Genomic DNA, 16,438 nt, shown 5'->3' with positions numbered 1-16,438 from the left:
TCATCCCCGCTCTCTCAGTAATCCATCCTATTAATGATTTTTAATCCAATCCAAAATATAATAATATACTTCCTCTTTATTAATTTCATTTAATATTTCGTGTCTACAACCGTCAAATAGCTTTAAGGAAACGTTTTCTCCATAGCCAAATGCTTCATACAAGTTCACTACTTTCTTAACACCTTCACTATTAAATCCAACTGGATCTGATGCACCCGAAACAAAGAGCAACGGTATTTGAGGTGTTTTCTTTATATTTGCTTTTACTTGACTAATCATAACCTCCTTAAACAGATTAATATAAAAGGTTGCTGAATAGCTGTACCCGCATAGTTCGTCGGATAGATATTTATCTACCTGACTGTTGTCTCTCGAAAGCCAATCACATTCAGTCCTTGTAGGCTCAAACTGCAAATTAAATCCACCTACAACTAATTTATTTAAGAAGGCACTTCTGGAGCCCTTTGAAGAAAAAAGTCTTACAATCTTTCCTGATATTATTGCTACTTTCAAAAGAAGCGGTTGAGCTGCCATTGTGCCCATAATGATCGCCTTGGAAACGTAGGCTCCATGCTCTTGAAGATATCTTCTACAAATAAGCGATCCCATACTATGTCCTAGCAAAATCAATTCAAGCCCTTTTTCCCTGTTCTTAATGAAATCTTGAACGATTCTAACATCTTCAATTACATTAGAAAAGGTATCTTTTTTGTCAAATATTCCAATTGTTTGCCCTTTTGCAATGCTCTTTCCATGCTTTCTATGATCATGTGTATAAACAACATATCCATTGCTTACCAAATAACTTGCGAAGTGCCTATATCTTTCACAATGTTCGGCCATACCATGCAACAGGTGAACTATGCCAATAGGGGAATCCTCCCCTCTATACATCATAATATGAATACTACTGCCGTCTATTCCATCAATCCTAAAACGCTTTTCCTCCATAACACTATCTCCTATTCGTTTTTTCTTCAACAAAACCAATTGTTCTATATCTTACATACGTATCTAATTCCTTATTTTGAAGGAAATACATTTCTTCTTGAGCGATGAATCCACCGGCCATTTCCTTGTGTCCACCACCTACACCTTTATCTTTTAATATATGTTTAACCAATTCATCGGCGTAAATATATTTTTCACCACTTCTAACTGAAAATTTAATTCCATCGGGTCTTTTTGCGTAGGATACTACAATGGATGTACCTTCAATAGTATACACCATATCACTGATTGTGCCCAATAGCGAATCGTTGCAATTTTCGATGTGTACAAACCCTATGTTCCCGTATATTTCAAAGGTCTCTAATGCTTTAGCATAAGCATATATATCCTCTCTGCCAATTTCATTCATTCTAAGCTTCTTAATTTTTGTAAGATTAGATAATCCATATAACCAATAAAAATTATCTAAATCACCTTGTTCAGATGATCTTGTTAAATTATTTGTATCGCTCATAATACCATATAAAAGTGCAGTAGCTACATCTGTAGACGGTTCAATATTTAAGTCCTTATAGTAACTAGTGATAATTGTAGCACAAGCACCAACTTGCTCTTGAATATCCTTAAAGACATAGTTTTGATCTCCCATGTCATGATGATGGTCAATTACCGCAACTTTTTTGCCTCTTATTGATGTTATGTTCGAATTGCCTGCTTGTGAATCAATCAAAATCACAAAATCATTAGGAGAACTTAAAAAGCTATTTTCCTTTACCACCATATTAATATTAAACATTTCTACCATCTTCTTTGAATTAACCTTTTCTATTACATTCATATATATTATTTTTGCTTCAATATTAAATTTCTTCAGTAGTTCACATAGCGCAAAGCTACTTGCAATTGCATCTGGGTCCGGCATATTATGGGGCTGAATATAAACCTTTTCTGCTCCTTTAATGATGTCAAGTAAACCTAAAAATGCACTACTCATATTACCATCCCCTTTCGAATTTCATTTCATTGCATCTATTCTATAGTACTAGTAAAGGCTTTCAAACAGACATTACTATCAAATATATTTTCAGTACTGTCCCAAGAAGTACCATGTTGACTCATATAACCTTCACCATCACTAATAATAACCTTATCTAACCAATCAACTTTTTTATAGTATTCTGCTGCTACCGGTAAGCTACTACCTGCTGTAGTAATTTTTACAACAACTGCAAACTTATTCTCTATTAAAATAGGAGAATCAAAATCAATTGTATAATAACCTTCGTAGTCTAACGATCCCTTTTTCACTAGCGTCATATTCTTGAAATCAGAAGTAGTTTTAAACTTTTTAACTACATATACCTCATATTTTGTATTTTTATCTGTTGCATAAAAGCTAACTGCTCGAAGATTTTCTTTTTTATCCTTTATATCATAAGCATTCGCAAAATAGGCTGAGTCTGTACCATAGCCTAAACGACCAACCCATCCTAAATAATCTGTTTGATAAATTCGAGAATAGTTAGAAATATTATCAACTCTCGAATACACCACGTTCTCTGTTCCAATGTGTTTGTCAAAGTATGAAACATAAAAATATCCATCATCTCCGAAATCTTTACCATAGCTATTTTTACAAATGAAAGCTCCGTTTGCCTCTGGTTGTGTCGAGAAATTACCCTTTGGATAATTATCATCCCACCCTACAATGACTACTGCATGATTAAATTTAGCATTTCCTTTATAATAAAATGAATATGTTTCATTATTATATATTGTATTGTTACCTTTTGTTAAACTTTCATCAAAATACATGGCAGATTGCACTCCACCATAAAGAAGAAGTGATAGCTTTATAGCACTATAGTCTTTGGATGGCAAAACCTTAGCCTCTTGAACATGCTTAACTACCTTTGCTGTAGCATTCATTTTACCGTCACCATAGGGATCATCAACTTCTAAAACCGGTCCATCCCACCTAGCCAAGTAACTCATAGCAATATTAAAATCTCCACCTTTGTTTTGAGAGACGTTATAACCATGACCTAAGCTTAAATGATCCTCCGATAAGTCAAACGCCTTACTAGGCATCAGCACTGATTCAATTGATCCAAGTGTGGCAAACGCCCAGCATGCACCAATTTCCTTTTGATCCTTAACAGGTGTTAATTTATTGAATTTTCTTAAATCATATTTTGAAGGTATCTTATTGATTGTTGTATCATTGTTCGTGTTACTTATGTATATTACCTTTTCTTTTTCGGACCAGTTTACGTCACATCCAAAGCTTTCCATAACTGCTCGAATAGGTAAATAGGTTCTTCCATTGATTAGCATAGAATTGGTGTCGTTAATAATTACATCAGAATTTCTATAGATATACTTCTTCCCAATCGGTACTTTTACAATAATATCACCCTTTTGGGCAATCGCCATTTTTTCATTTTCATTCCAAGTTACCTTAGCGCCAAACATTTCCAATATAACTCTAAAAGGCGTCTGCACTCTATTGTTGCCATCCAAAAATGGGAATCCCACCTTTTCATTGAAAATGACCTTGTCATTGTTTAGTTGCACTTTTATATTATCTTTGCTCTGCTCTGTTGCAACTACACTCACTTGCACTAAAAGGGATATTAAGATTGCAAGAAAAATACTCGTGAAATTTTTTTTCAATTCCTTACCACCTTTCCCGGATTTTAACTATTATAACGCGGCTTTGGACCCAAATACTGATAGAGGTTTGTTTTAAGCATCCCACTATAAAGCTTCCTTTTTTTATCAGCACTTTTTCCGAAATGTCTTTCAAAGTCCTCAAAGGATGTAATGATACTATAAGACCATGTGTCAAGTAACCTAAATTGTTCTCCCATTTCTTTGTATAATTTAATTACACTATTTTTATCTTCTAATCTTTCACCATAGGGAGGATTTGTCACAATTACACCACATTTTTTATTAGATGTAAACTTTTGCATTTCTCTTTCTTGAAAATGAATATACTGATCAACACCTGCAGTTTTTGCATTTTCTCTTGCTATTTTTAATATTTGATAATCTACATCAAATGCTTGAATATTTAATTCTACTGAATGATCTTGTAAATCCTTGGCTTCATCAACAGCTTCCTTCCAACACTTAGATGGAATCAAATGTTGCCAGCTTTCAGCTACAAAGCTTCTATTTAAACCAGGTGCAATGTTTGCGCCCATCATAGCTGCTTCAATTGGGAAAGTTCCACTTCCACAAAAAGGATCCGCAAATACACGATCTTTGTTCCATGGAGATAATTGAATGATCCCTGCCGCTAAGCTCTCTCTAATTGGTGCTATTCCTGAAAATTGTCTATAGCCTCTCTTATGAAGGGAAGCTCCTGAAGTATCAATGCCAATTGATACAATATTTTTTTTAATAAATACTCGCATTGGAAATTCTGGCCCATCTTCTTTAAACCAATCAACCTTATACGTCTTTTTTAATCTTTCAACAATTGCTTTTTTGACAATGGATTGAATATCAGAAGGACTAAAAAGCTCAGATTTTATCGAACTAGCTTTTGACACCCAAAATTTACCATCTTCAGGTATATAATCTTCCCATGGTAATTTCTTGATTGCTTCAAATAATTCATCAAAGGTTTTAGCTTCAAATTGACCTATGTCTAAAAGTACTCTTTCCCCTGATCTTACCCACAGGTTGCTCTTACATATAGCCCCTGCATCCCCAACAAAGGTAATTCTACCATCATCAACGCTTTGGATATTATAACCTAACTTTTGTATTTCTTTTTTAACAACTGCCTCTATACCAAATAGGCATGGAATGGTTAATGTATATTCTGTCATTTTTTTCTCCTAAACTTCTAGTGAATCATAACTGTTCTATCCTTTATTATACGTTATTGTAACCAATAACTCAATAAAGTAAAATTAATTTTTCAATACATTTTAATATCTGTTTCATCTTTAAACCAATTATCGATTATTCTATGATATAATAGTACAAGATGTCTAATGAAAATCCTTTGGACTCAATAATTTTATCAGAAGAAAGGATCACATTTCCATGAAAAAGCCTCGTTTTTTTAGCAAAATATATTTAAGCATGACTTCCAGTGCTTTTTATGTAACAATTATTCATGAGCACTTATTTAAGTCATTCTTATATTTAGTATTGCTATCTATACTTTTATCTACGCCATATTCAATTTATTCTGGATTATTGTCTTATGATAAAACCTCCGATACGATTGAATTTATTAACAGTGAAAATTTTCCTTCCTTTAAACTCCAAGATAAAAAGCTCGAAATTTATGATGATGAACCCTTTGTTTTTTCAATCGAAGATAAATCTATAAGAGTAATTATTGATAAGACTAATAGCTATTCCTATAATGACTTAGCCGGATATTATATGGGATATTTATTTACTCCAAATAATATTGTATATTCACAATTAGGAACAACACCAAGATCAATTGGTTATGATATTTTTATGGTCCAACACCTAGATAATAATGAGCTAGTTGAAATCATACAGTCCTATCAAACCATCTTTGCTATTGGTTATGGTTGTTTAGCTTTACTGATTGCACTGATTTCTGTATTGTTGAAAAGCTTATTCTCATATTTCTTGGTTTCATTTTTCAAGAACTTACTTCGGGTACCTTTGAGTTTTTCTCAATCTTATAAAATAGCCATATATTCAATGACTACTTCAATTGTAATCATGGAGGTATTAAAAGCAATCAATTTCATACCATCTCAATTGTTTTTCGGGATCTTTTTCTTCATAAATTCTGTTTACATCGGAAATATATTAAAGTATTTTAGTAACCTAAAGACGAACATATCAGTATAGAAAATCTATTTCCTAGCAAAAAGGGAGTATCAAAACTTATAAGTTTTAGTACTCCCTTTTTATTTGACTATTATCCATTTTCGCTCTATCACAAAAAAGCAAAGAAACCCTTATATAATTTAAACTTAAGTATTTGCCTGACAAGTGCTTTGTTCTCTTTGTCTAACTGCTTCATACATCAAAATTCCAGCTGCTACTGCTGCATTTAACGATTCAGCTTGACCTAAGATTGGTATCTTAATATAGGAAGATGCTAGTGCCGCAACCTCTTCTGATAACCCATTTCCTTCATTGCCAATCAAAAAGCATGTACTTTCCTTATAATCCATAGAATAGTAATAATCATCACCTTTTAAATGTGCAGCATATAGCCTAATATCTCTTTTTGATAATTGCATTAGGACATCTACTAGATCAGCCTCAATGATAATTGGAACCCTGAAAATCGACCCCATAGTAGCCCTTACAACCTTTGGATTATAGATATCTACCGATCCAGCTGATATGATTACCCCTTGTGCATTAATTGCATCTGCAGTCCTTATAATTGTGCCCATATTTCCAGGATCTTGTATGTTATCTAAAGCAATCAACAAAGGTTTATTTACTAGGTTTAAACCATTAAGCTGCGTCGTTCTTTGCCTTACCACACCCAGAATGCCTTGAGGAGTTACAAGAGTAGACATATGAAGTAACACCTTGTCAGTTACAAGCTCCAAGCTTTTGAGTGATAATGCATCCAAATATTGCTTATTATGTTGATAAAAGGTATCGGTAACAAATACCTCTTCTATCAGCTCAACAGGTGTTTCTTCCATCATCTTTTTGCCCTCTACAACAAACACACCTTCACTATTTCTTTCCTTTTGTTTTTGCTGTAAAGCACATACCCTTTTAATTCTGACATTCTGAACACTAGTAATCATAAAGTATCCCTTAATTGTTTATTTTTTGCAACTCTACATTGCTACCAATGACAACCAATACATCTCTTTCTCTTAACACTTCATTTGGACCAGGTGTAATTGTTAGAGTATCATCACTATTTCTAATAGCCATTACATTAAGACCGAATTTTGCTCTTAAATTTAATTCCTTTAACGTTTTGCCTACCCATGCATCCTTAGCTGTTATCTCAACGATACTATATTCTTCCGATAACTCAACATAGTCAACAAAGTTATCTGATATTAAGTTATTTGCAATGCGAATTCCTATTTCTCTTTCGGGAAAAACCACCTTGTCGGCTCCAACTTTTTCTAATACCCTTTTATGAATATCATTTTGTGCCTTTGCTATTACAAATGGAACGCCTAATTCCTTCGCCAAGATTGTAGCCATAATGCTTGATTGCATATTATTAGATATCGCAATAATTGCAACATCAAAATTTCTAATGCCAAGTGCATGTAGCGCTTCTGCGTCAGTAACATCCGCCTGTACTGCATGAGTAACACGTTCAGATATATCTTGAATGATTTCTTCATTAATATCAATCGCAAGTACATCACACCCATTTTTTGATAAAGTTTGTGCAACACTGCGTCCAAATTTACCTAACCCAAATACAACAAAATCTCTTTTCTTAGCCATAATAATCCTCCAATGATAAAACCATTTAATGACAATATTTATATATAGGCACTTTTCTTACCCTACCATTACTTTTTCCTCTGGATTTCTAATTGTGCTCTTGTGTTTTTTATCTTTTAATGAAAAGGCAACCATCATAGTGATTGGTCCTAATCTACCAATAAACATGGTAAAACAAAGTATAATCTTTCCAATGGGTGATAGCGCTGATGTAATTCCTAGTGATAAGCCTACTGTACCAAAGCCAGAAACTGCTTCAAAGAATACATCCATAAAACTAAACTTATGCATAATTGCAACCTCTGTTAAGGATAGCAGCATTGTAGCACTAATAACAACTGTTATACTGATCACCATGACCGCCAATGCCTTCTTAACAATGTCCCAAGAAATTCTTTTATGAAACGCCTCAACATCATCTCTTCCTTTTGTTACAGATACAACTGCCAAAAATATAATACCAAAGGTTACTGTTTTTATCCCCCCTGCTGTACCCGCAGGAGAACCTCCAATAAACATCAAAATAATAGTCATGAACTTCGATGCATCATTCATTCCTGGAAGATATAATGTATTAAAGCCCGCAGTCCTTGTCGTCACTGAGTGAAACAAGCTACCAAGTATTTTTTCTTTCAAACTCAAAGGTCCAAGTGTTGCCGGGTTCATACCTTCAATTACTAAAAAAAAGAGAAAACCTACTCCAATCAAGGCGACGGTAAGAACCGTAACCAACTTCGTATGGAGTGTTAATTTATGAAAATACCTTCTTAAACTATAATTATATTTCTTTTTATCTTTTAGAAGCTTAATATAATCCAACCAAACCGTAAAACCTAAACCACCTAAAACAATTAAGGTCATAATCGTAATATTAACCAAAACATCCCCTACATAAGGTGCTAAACTCTGATCTCCGACTATGTCGAAGCCTGCATTACAAAATGATGATACCGAATGGAAAATACCCATAAAGACACCATACAATTTGTACTCTGGTACAAAGCGAATAGATAATAATATTGCACCAATACCCTCTATAAGCAAAGTACCTAGAACGACATTTTTTGTCAATCTTACCATGCCTGACAAGGTATACTGATTAAGTGCTTCTTGAATAATTAGTCTTTCCTTTAATCTAATCTTTTTACCAAGGATTATAAATAAAGTCGTCGCAATCGTCATAAATCCTAAACCACCTATTTGAATGAGTCCTAAGATAACTATCTTTCCAAAAAACGTCCAATGGTTTAATGTATTGACTACCACTAATCCTGTTACACACACTGCAGAGGTAGAAGTAAATAAAGCATTTACAAAGCCGACACTATGTCCGTCATAACTAGACATTGGAAGATTTAATGCTAATGCACCGATTAATATAACTAACAAAAACCCTATCACAAGTATTTGTGTAGGTTTCAAATTCATTATAATGCCTTTCTTTTCCATTCATTGCCTCCGTAAATATATAATAACCCTCATATATTATAACTCATGTTTGTCGTAATGACAATTATTATTCAGTAATATAAAATGTTTCCCCCTAATGCCAATATAAATATAATTCAAAACGCACTTGACAGCTACACCTTATTGGTGTACTATGTATCTATGACACTAATACGGGAGGCGTAGATATGGAATTTAATACTAGTGTACCAATATATCTTCAGGTTATGGATGCCATTAAAAAACAATTAATACTTGGAATCCTAGGGCCCGGAGAGCAGCTCCCTTCTACTAGAAGCCTTGCTGTCTCCTATAACGTTAATCCAAATACTGCAGCTAGGATTTATAAGGAACTAGAACTAGAAAACATCTGTTTTACAAAAAGAGGTCTAGGAACTTTTGTAACAGATTCTGAGGAGACCCTCTTAAAACTAAAAGAACCAATGGCTAACAAGGTAATTGATCACTTCATAGCAGAAATGACAGAATTGGGATATAACTTCTCGGATATGGTAAAAATTATTAAAGAAAGAGAGCGTGAATAATATGGCTTTATTACAAACAAATGATTTAAGTAAACGGTTTGGGAAAACACTAGCTGTTGACGGAGCTTCAATAACACTTGAACCCGGAAAAATATATGGGTTATTAGGACCTAACGGTAGTGGTAAATCTACACTCATGAAAATGATTGCAGGTCTTTTTCATCCCACAAATGGTAGCATCGAAGTATTAGGTAGCCCCGTTGGAGTAAACTCCAAAAAACATGTTGCATATATGACTACAGAACAATACTTGTATGAATACATGACAATTAAAACAGTAGGTCAATTTCATAAGGATTTTTATGAGGATTTTGAGATAGATACCTATAAAAGATTAATTGACACAATGAAACTTGACATGAGAACGAAAGTGTCATCACTATCCTCAGGTATGGCTTCCAAACTAAAGATCGCTGCTACTATGTCTCGAAACGCTAAGCTATTTATGTTAGATGAACCCCTAAACGGAATAGATTTAATAGCCAGAGATCAAATAATAAATGCAATGATTGAACGTGCAACTCCTGAAAACACCTTGTTAATCTCAAGTCATCTGATTGATGAAATGGAAAAAATATTAGACGATGTTATTTTCATTAAGGAAGGAAAGATTGTTGTTATGGGAAATGCCGAAGAAGTAAGAGAAAAACATGGAAAATCAATTGTTGACCTTTACAGGGAGGTGTATGAAGTATGATTAAGTTAATAAAATATGAACTTCTAAGAAAACAAAACAATATATTTATTTCATTGATCATTTTAGCATTCTTAGAGCTGGGAATTCTTTTTGGGATCTATAAAGGTGGTGAATGGATACTACTATCTATGGTCTTTATATTTACAATGATTGCCGGCGGAATTCTCATGGTTTTTATTGATACAATTCGCTCTTACTCCTTTGACTTAAATCAGAAGCAGGGCTATTCATTGTTTTTAACACCAACGAGTGGCTATAAAATCATTGGGTCAAAAGGTCTTGTTAGCTTGATAGAATTGTTATTTGTAGTAATTGTAGTATTTGGTCTCATGTTTCTTAACTTTCAGTTTACCAAAACCTTATACTATGATCAGATAAATCAAGTAAGTGGAGAGATCTTTCATGTAATTAAGCAGTCAAACGTATTACCTTCTCTAGGTCAATTCTTTTTATTTGTAACTGCAAGCACCTTTGAATGGTTTACAGTCATCATGATTGCAATTCTTGCAATCACCTTAAGAAAGACAATATTGTCTGATTCTAAAATTGGTTGGATAATTAGTTTGGTTTTCTTCATCGCTATCTATAGTCTTATGGAGATCATTAATGCTACTGCACTTGCATCCTTTGGGTTCATTGGGGATATGAACGAAATGGTTCAATTATCTTCAACAACACCAGATCCATCCGTTATTACCGAATATATTTACAAGTATCTTAGAATTGCATGCGCATTGTTCCCAATATATATTGGTGTGCTTTTCTACTTCTCTGGAAAGCTTTTGAACAAACGCGTAGACCTATAATAATATTTTGCCTAGTAACATATAGTGTTACTAGGTCTTTTTTTTTGATTAGAAAAACCGAAAGGAGCTTTTTTTGAATACAAAATTAAGTAAACGATTAAGGATATCAATCCTATTTACTGCCGTCCTACTCATTTTATTCATCTTTATTTTTATCTATAAAACATATCATGGACCTTCATCTGCTTTATTACAAAAAGAAGAACTTATCATCAGCTATACTCCTGAAAGCATCCAAAAAGAAATGGATGACTTTAATACATGGACCACTTGCTTAGTGCCTGACATCATAAGTTCGTCACCACTTGCTGCAACTTTTATGTATCATGATTTAAAAGCTCTAGGCTTGGAGGAATTAACTTATCAATTAGATGACTTCTCCCCTTCAGCCTTTCATAAGAAAATACAAAAGTCTCGTCTAATATTAGACGAATTAGCAAACATAGATTATGATTTGCTGAGTTATGAACAAAAAGAAACTTATGAAATGCTCGAGTTCCAAAACCAGCTCATTGTCAATGGAGAACCTTACATATATTATAACCATATCATTGAACCAAGCTCTGGTATTCAAATGAATCTATTGCTTGCCTTGATACAGATTGATCTATCAACAAAGGAAGATGTGGACGCCTATTTAATGCGTTTACAACAAATTCCAAGGTTATTTAATCAGTTAATAGAGTATGAAAAAGTGAAGGCCACGAAGGGTTTACTTATGCCTCGCGAATTATATGATTTGGTAATCTTGCAGCTTGATAGCTTATTAGTCGAGCCTGAAAACTTTCTTTTATATTTATCCTTTGAAGACCGAATTGATGAAATGATCAATATGGACCACGAAACAAAAGAGGCTTATAAATTCGCTTGCTTATCTATTATTTCCGAACAAATTTATCCAGCCTACGAGAAACTTATCACTTCAATTAATGATACTAAAAAACTAGCCAATACTGATCAAGGCATTTGCTCTTTTCAAAATGGTCAAAATTATTATAAATATATTATCAAAAAAGAAACCTCCTATGATATGTCTGTTGAAGAGCTTAGGGGATGGGTAACGAATGAACTATATAATACTATGGGAAAGGTAGAACAACTCTACGCTGACTACCCCGAACTTATGGAATACGAGGAGCTTACCTGTAAATTGCCAACCTATGATAGCTTGGAGGATTTATATGCAGTAGAAGAAAAATGCTTAAATGAGCAGTTCTATGACTATGATATAGATAGAGCCTCAGAATATGTCATTCCGAGTTACTTAGAAGATTATGTTGCTGCAGGTTTTTATTTTCCTGTAGCAATTGACGGAGAGGAGTATGGGAACATGTACTTACAAGAAAGTGCATATACCAATATTAATTCAACAACACTAGAATTATATTTTCACGAGAATATTCCTGGTCATCATATGTATTTTAGTAAATTTTACGAAAGCGATTTGCCTATGATTCGAAAGGTATGTTCATGGTTACCTTATGAGGAAGGCTGGGCTCAATACGTCCAAGGTATTAGCATAGATTATTACGGTTTAGAGGAACCTTTTACACAACTACTAAAAGCAACCAGCAAGCTTTCCTACTACTATATGTTGCTTATTGACATAAGATATCATTATGATGGAATTAGCTCAACAGAAGCTCTACAAGCTTTTTTAGACTTAGGGTTTCCAAAAGAATCTGCTCAAAGAATTGTGAATCGTATGATAGCACACCCAGGCGAAATCATTCATTATGTATATGGTGGTTATAAAATCGAAGGCTACTTGGAGCAGAGCAAGCAATCACTGGGTAATAACTTTGATATAAAAGATTTTCACGATATGATATTAGTACATGCGGAGTTGCCTTTTACAACTATGGATAACGTAGTCGAAAAATACATTAGCCATTAAGCCTAGCATCACGTTCTCTTTTATTTTTTAATTTACTCATTCCGATACTCATAATAATCCATGTCAATGATAACCCTAAGGCTAAAAAAAACGGGGTTGTTAACGTCATCGTATATGGATAAAATACTGTTTTTACTGCAATACCCTTTTGAGTCAATATAGCTGCATCATAACCTTCTAGCATTCTTAATTCATTTAATGCCCTAAGTGCAAACATGTTAAAATATGAAATTTTCATAACAATAAAGTTTAATGCAAATATTAAAAATCCTATTAACGAAAAAAATGCAACTAATTTTAACCCTTTTAACTCTTTAAAAATGAAAAGTATAAATATTGAAATCAGGGATAGTAGTACTATTCCAATATAGGAAATGATATAAATGATATGTAACCAAGAAAAAACAGACTGTACCTCATTCCTTTTTTCATCTTGAATTGTCTTATGCTCATCAAAATAATCAAAAACATATACAATCAAATCTACAGGAGACGCTTCGATAAATACGCCTTCATAAACTTTTTGCTCACTAATATTTAAATCCTTGTATTCTTTAGAAATAATATTTTGGGATATTCTAACAAAGCCTTTATAAGTTGTATTTCCTCCTAATTTAAACCATGGAAATATCATCATAAATACAAATAAGCCTATGATTGCAACTAAAATAAGCTTCATTTTTTTTATGTTTTTTTCTTCCTTGCCTTTCATATCTTCTTCTTTATTTTTAGAATTAAGCTGTTGTCTTAGCTGTTCATCCTCTTCATCAATAATTTCTTGAATAATATCTTCTACTTCCATTGTACTCTCCTTCATAGTTAACACTTCGTTTATTGGGTCATCATAATTTTACCATACACTCATAAAATTGTAAAACGGTTCGACAAGAAAATCGGCTGCGGCAAGTTAAAAATCCTAGTTTCATATCTGCCGCTTTTCCAATTGCATATGCAGAACTTTCCTAGTAAATTAAAAGATTGTTTTGTAACAATAAAGAACCAATAAATTTTGCAATGTTCTACAAAGTTTATTGGTTCTTTGGGGGTATAGGGGTAATACTTACTTCTGTTATATATTAAATAGAACTATGAATGGGTTTAAAAATTGTAATGAATTAGATTAAATAGTTTTTCTTCACGTTATCTTTTCCATAAACGCCCCATTTTGCTAATGCAACGCCTAATTCTTTGTGCTCTCTGCCGGCTTCTTCTAAGTCTTGACCCTTCATATGTGCGTCAATTGCCTGTCTAAAGGCTACAGCACCTTTTGTAGGGCCATCTGGGTAGCCATGGATAGCTGCTCCAACTCCTAATAAACAATCATTTCCTGTAGCATCAAGAATTGTAGGTATTAAGCCCTCTACGACTCCACCACCCATAAATGGCATAGAAGGTTTCATATCGTATAATTTGCCTGTACAAGCAATAACTCTTGATATATATTTGTTTGCTAAATTATCAAATTTGCCCCAAGGAGCCTCAAGTAAGATGATATCTGCTCCACACATTCTTGTTAATTTTGTCATTACTACCGAGCTTACTCCTTGATACTTAGAAGTTGTTTGTGCTCCACTGTAGCAACTATGTGATAAGATTGGTACATTAATCCTTGGGTCTTCTGCTAAATCTCTTAGAGCTGATAATCCAATACCAAATGCGTCTACCATAATCGCATTCGCTCCAGCTGCGATAGCTCTTAAAGCGTTATCTTTAAGTCTAGAAACCTCATCAGTGATGTTAACCGTGTATAATGTTTTTTCACCTTTCACTGCATCTGCTTTTGCAGCCGCTGCCATATTCATTCTTACTCTATCTTCAAGTTTATTAAATGCTCTGTCTCCACCAATTAGTTCATCATCTTTCACGATATCAACGCCACCTACTGCAGCATCATAAAATAATTTTGCTCCGACTTCTGGTGTGTATCCTGTACATGGCTTAATCATGTTGTTTAATAAAGGTCTGTCATAAACTCCTAATAGATCTCTAACGCCTTGAATACCAAACTTTGGTCCTTTGAACTTCTTTACAAAGTTTTTAGGGAAATCAACATCTAAAAGCTTTAAATATGGCATTGCCATAATATTTCCAGTTACTGTAGCAAAGAATAATGGAAGATTATCATCAACGTTTACAACTGGATATCCAATCCTCATTATATAAAATCTCATTCCATCTTCGCCAACAGTTTTATCAAGATCCATTTTAGTTTCAAAATCAGGAACCTCATATACACTAATTGTTTTGCCTGCATATAACTCTCTTACTTCATCTGTTTCTCCAGCTACATCAACCCATGAACCAGTTGTTTGTTCAATAGCGATACTTGCAGCCTTTAAAATGGGATCTTCATGTTTTTCAGCTCCAACTAAATATGTTGCTACGATTAGGTTTTCAATATCAGCACCCTCATAAAGCTTATTTAATACATTACTATATAGTCTATTCATTTTTATTCCTCCGTCATTATTAATGTTATTTTTTTGCGTTTTTGTTTGGTGTTTTTGTTTTATGTATTTTGTTGTTGTTTTGTTGGTTGTTTTGTTTTGTTTTGTTTTGTTTCTTGCCTTTCTTGCCTTTCTTGCCTTTCTTGCTGTTCTTGCTGTTCTTGCTGTTCTTGCTTTTCTTGCTTTTCTTGCTTTTCTTGCTTTTCTCTTTTCTTGCTTTTCTTGCTTTTCTTGCTTTTCTTGCTTTTCTTGCTTTTCTTGCTTTTCTTGCTTTTCTTGCTTTTCTTGCTTTTCTTGCTTTTCTTGTTTTTCTTGCTTTTCTTGTTGTTACGTTTTACTTCTATTCATGTTTTCTGGATATTGGCCAAATACTATCCTTAAATACATTCTAGTTCACAATAATATTATTATCAATATTGAAAATATTTTCATATAGATCTAAATTCATATAGCCGCATGAAACCAGAAAACCTTAAGTACTTCGGAATCTTCATCTCTTCTTACAGCATGATCTACGCCAGCCGGAACTATAAATGCTGTTTCAGGCTCAAGCTTAAACTCTTGCTCTCCAACCTTTGCCCATCCCGTTCCTTGTAAAACGAGAAATCCTTCTTGATCCTCATGGGATTGTGAATTTGGATATTCTGTTCTGTGATGGCTACTGATACCAGTGAAACAACCAGCTACACAACCATTTTCTTCGTTTACTAAATATTGACTGGTATAATAAGGTCTTTGTGTAGCCTCAACATCTTTCAATCTTACAAAATATTTCATAAACATTCTCCTTATGATTAATAATTTATTGTAACCATACTTAAGATACTTTTTCAATATTTCTAGTGCACACTAAATCCACACCTGTTCCGGCAAGATTTGACATTACTACATCTCCAATCTTTACTGGGGATTCAATTTCTAATTTACTTATGATTTTCATAATTTCGAATATTTTTTCTTTATTCACTGGATTCATTGTTTTAACGGGTACAAAAGGTAAGTTTCCGGACTTTATTTTCACAGTAGTTGTTATAATTCTCTTTGGTTCAATGAATTCAGTTTTAGCATACTCTAGTCCAATTTTACAACTATAGTCAGCAACCTCATGAATAGTCTTACCAGTGTGAGTTATATTTAAATTGCACCCTTTAGGGCAACCAATGCAAATTAATTTTGTTTCTTCCACGACTTTT

General features: G+C 33.5%; 17 protein-coding genes. 6 read left to right on the top strand and 11 right to left on the bottom strand.

What is annotated here, in order from left to right; all coding sequences use genetic code 11:
* Positions 1 to 30: 30 nt before the first annotated feature.
* The 4 genes from CVU84_16165 to CVU84_16150 are packed head-to-tail and all read right to left on the bottom strand — an operon-like array spanning position 31 to position 4,796.
* A complete protein-coding gene (locus CVU84_16165; GenBank protein ID PKM93352.1) occupies positions 31 to 951 on the bottom strand; it encodes an alpha/beta hydrolase in 921 nt (306 codons plus the stop codon).
* A gap of 4 nt (positions 952 to 955) precedes the next feature.
* Entirely contained in the window at positions 956 to 1,945 is a 990-nt protein-coding gene (locus CVU84_16160) for a DHH family phosphoesterase (GenBank protein PKM93351.1), read from the bottom strand.
* A 35-nt stretch (positions 1,946 to 1,980) separates the two neighbouring features.
* Positions 1,981 to 3,627, bottom strand: a complete 1,647-nt coding sequence (locus tag CVU84_16155) for a peptidase C1 (GenBank protein PKM93350.1) — start codon at positions 3,625 to 3,627, stop codon at positions 1,981 to 1,983.
* A gap of 23 nt (positions 3,628 to 3,650) precedes the next feature.
* Positions 3,651 to 4,796, bottom strand: coding sequence for an RNA methyltransferase (locus tag CVU84_16150; protein ID PKM93349.1), 1,146 nt, complete (start codon positions 4,794 to 4,796; stop codon positions 3,651 to 3,653).
* A gap of 220 nt (positions 4,797 to 5,016) precedes the next feature.
* Here CVU84_16150 and CVU84_16145 point away from each other — a divergent pair, with 220 nt between their 5' ends.
* Complete coding sequence (locus CVU84_16145; protein ID PKM93348.1) at positions 5,017 to 5,811, top strand: hypothetical protein; 795 nt, start codon at positions 5,017 to 5,019, stop codon at positions 5,809 to 5,811.
* 125 nt (positions 5,812 to 5,936) lie between these two features.
* Here the strand turns inward: CVU84_16145 and CVU84_16140 are convergent, their stop codons facing one another.
* The 3 genes from CVU84_16140 to CVU84_16130 are packed head-to-tail and all read right to left on the bottom strand — an operon-like array spanning position 5,937 to position 8,853.
* Positions 5,937 to 6,737, bottom strand: a complete 801-nt coding sequence (locus CVU84_16140; GenBank protein ID PKM93347.1) for a 23S rRNA (guanosine(2251)-2'-O)-methyltransferase RlmB — start codon at positions 6,735 to 6,737, stop codon at positions 5,937 to 5,939.
* A 10-nt stretch (positions 6,738 to 6,747) separates the two neighbouring features.
* On the bottom strand, positions 6,748 to 7,404 hold the full coding sequence (locus CVU84_16135) for a potassium transporter Trk (GenBank protein ID PKM93346.1): 657 nt from the start codon (positions 7,402 to 7,404) through the stop codon (positions 6,748 to 6,750).
* Between the two features lie 57 nt (positions 7,405 to 7,461).
* Positions 7,462 to 8,853 carry a Trk family potassium uptake protein gene (locus CVU84_16130; protein ID PKM93345.1) on the bottom strand — a complete coding sequence of 464 codons (1,392 nt, stop codon included), beginning with the start codon at positions 8,851 to 8,853 and terminating at the stop codon, positions 7,462 to 7,464.
* Between the two features lie 188 nt (positions 8,854 to 9,041).
* On the opposite strand from CVU84_16130, the gene CVU84_16125 reads away from it, so the two are divergent.
* The 4 genes from CVU84_16125 to CVU84_16110 all read left to right on the top strand — a co-directional run bounded on the left by CVU84_16125 (position 9,042) and on the right by CVU84_16110 (position 12,798).
* Positions 9,042 to 9,398, top strand: a complete 357-nt coding sequence (locus tag CVU84_16125; GenBank protein ID PKM93344.1) for a GntR family transcriptional regulator — start codon at positions 9,042 to 9,044, stop codon at positions 9,396 to 9,398.
* A 1-nt stretch (position 9,399) separates the two neighbouring features.
* The gene (locus CVU84_16120) at positions 9,400 to 10,095 is read left to right on the top strand and encodes an ABC transporter ATP-binding protein (protein PKM93343.1); all 696 of its coding nucleotides are present in this window, start codon (positions 9,400 to 9,402) and stop codon (positions 10,093 to 10,095) included.
* Positions 10,092 to 10,901, top strand: a complete 810-nt coding sequence (locus CVU84_16115) for a hypothetical protein (protein PKM93342.1) — start codon at positions 10,092 to 10,094, stop codon at positions 10,899 to 10,901. Before CVU84_16120 ends, CVU84_16115 begins: the two co-directional genes overlap by 4 nt.
* Before the next feature lie 73 nt (positions 10,902 to 10,974).
* On the top strand, positions 10,975 to 12,798 hold the full coding sequence (locus CVU84_16110; protein ID PKM93341.1) for a hypothetical protein: 1,824 nt from the start codon (positions 10,975 to 10,977) through the stop codon (positions 12,796 to 12,798).
* On the opposite strand, the gene CVU84_16105 is transcribed toward CVU84_16110, so the two are convergent.
* Together CVU84_16105 and CVU84_16100 are read right to left on the bottom strand one after the other, a co-directional pair.
* On the bottom strand, positions 12,788 to 13,600 hold the full coding sequence (locus CVU84_16105) for a hypothetical protein (protein PKM93340.1): 813 nt from the start codon (positions 13,598 to 13,600) through the stop codon (positions 12,788 to 12,790). The genes CVU84_16110 and CVU84_16105 overlap by 11 nt on opposite strands.
* 313 nt (positions 13,601 to 13,913) lie before the next feature.
* Entirely contained in the window at positions 13,914 to 15,248 is a 1,335-nt protein-coding gene (locus CVU84_16100) for a ribulose 1,5-bisphosphate carboxylase (protein PKM93339.1), read from the bottom strand.
* A gap of 122 nt (positions 15,249 to 15,370) precedes the next feature.
* On the opposite strand from CVU84_16100, the gene CVU84_16095 reads away from it, so the two are divergent.
* Positions 15,371 to 15,637, top strand: coding sequence for a hypothetical protein (locus CVU84_16095; GenBank protein PKM93338.1), 267 nt, complete (start codon positions 15,371 to 15,373; stop codon positions 15,635 to 15,637).
* A 52-nt stretch (positions 15,638 to 15,689) separates the two neighbouring features.
* Here the strand turns inward: CVU84_16095 and CVU84_16090 are convergent, their stop codons facing one another.
* Positions 15,690 to 16,028, bottom strand: a complete 339-nt coding sequence (locus CVU84_16090) for a hypothetical protein (GenBank protein ID PKM93337.1) — start codon at positions 16,026 to 16,028, stop codon at positions 15,690 to 15,692.
* Between the two features lie 34 nt (positions 16,029 to 16,062).
* Positions 16,063 to 16,431: a molybdopterin oxidoreductase gene (locus CVU84_16085; protein PKM93336.1), complete on the bottom strand. Its 369-nt coding sequence runs from the start codon at positions 16,429 to 16,431 to the stop codon at positions 16,063 to 16,065.
* Positions 16,432 to 16,438 lie beyond the last annotated feature (7 nt).

Source organism: Firmicutes bacterium HGW-Firmicutes-1, assembly GCA_002841625.1.
Classification (GTDB): domain Bacteria; phylum Bacillota; class Clostridia; order Lachnospirales; family Vallitaleaceae; genus HGW-1.
The sequence above is the reverse complement of the archived record's forward strand: the minus strand, read 5'-3'. Positions and strand labels throughout refer to the sequence as shown.

Excerpts from the sequence above, each read along its gene's own strand:
- CVU84_16165 (PKM93352.1), bottom strand. The coding sequence starts at position 951 with ATGGAGGAAAAGCGTTTTAGGATTGATGGAATAGACGGCAGTAGTATT.
- CVU84_16160 (PKM93351.1), bottom strand. The coding sequence starts at position 1,945 with ATGAGTAGTGCATTTTTAGGTTTACTTGACATCATTAAAGGAGCAGAA.
- CVU84_16150 (PKM93349.1), bottom strand. The coding sequence starts at position 4,796 with ATGACAGAATATACATTAACCATTCCATGCCTATTTGGTATAGAGGCA.
- CVU84_16145 (PKM93348.1), top strand. The coding sequence starts at position 5,017 with ATGAAAAAGCCTCGTTTTTTTAGCAAAATATATTTAAGCATGACTTCC.
- CVU84_16140 (PKM93347.1), bottom strand. The coding sequence starts at position 6,737 with ATGATTACTAGTGTTCAGAATGTCAGAATTAAAAGGGTATGTGCTTTA.
- CVU84_16135 (PKM93346.1), bottom strand. The coding sequence starts at position 7,404 with ATGGCTAAGAAAAGAGATTTTGTTGTATTTGGGTTAGGTAAATTTGGA.
- CVU84_16130 (PKM93345.1), bottom strand. The coding sequence starts at position 8,853 with ATGGAAAAGAAAGGCATTATAATGAATTTGAAACCTACACAAATACTT.
- CVU84_16125 (PKM93344.1), top strand. The coding sequence starts at position 9,042 with ATGGAATTTAATACTAGTGTACCAATATATCTTCAGGTTATGGATGCC.
- CVU84_16120 (PKM93343.1), top strand. The coding sequence starts at position 9,400 with ATGGCTTTATTACAAACAAATGATTTAAGTAAACGGTTTGGGAAAACA.
- CVU84_16115 (PKM93342.1), top strand. The coding sequence starts at position 10,092 with ATGATTAAGTTAATAAAATATGAACTTCTAAGAAAACAAAACAATATA.
- CVU84_16105 (PKM93340.1), bottom strand. The coding sequence starts at position 13,600 with ATGGAAGTAGAAGATATTATTCAAGAAATTATTGATGAAGAGGATGAA.
- CVU84_16100 (PKM93339.1), bottom strand. The coding sequence starts at position 15,248 with ATGAATAGACTATATAGTAATGTATTAAATAAGCTTTATGAGGGTGCT.
- CVU84_16090 (PKM93337.1), bottom strand. The coding sequence starts at position 16,028 with ATGTTTATGAAATATTTTGTAAGATTGAAAGATGTTGAGGCTACACAA.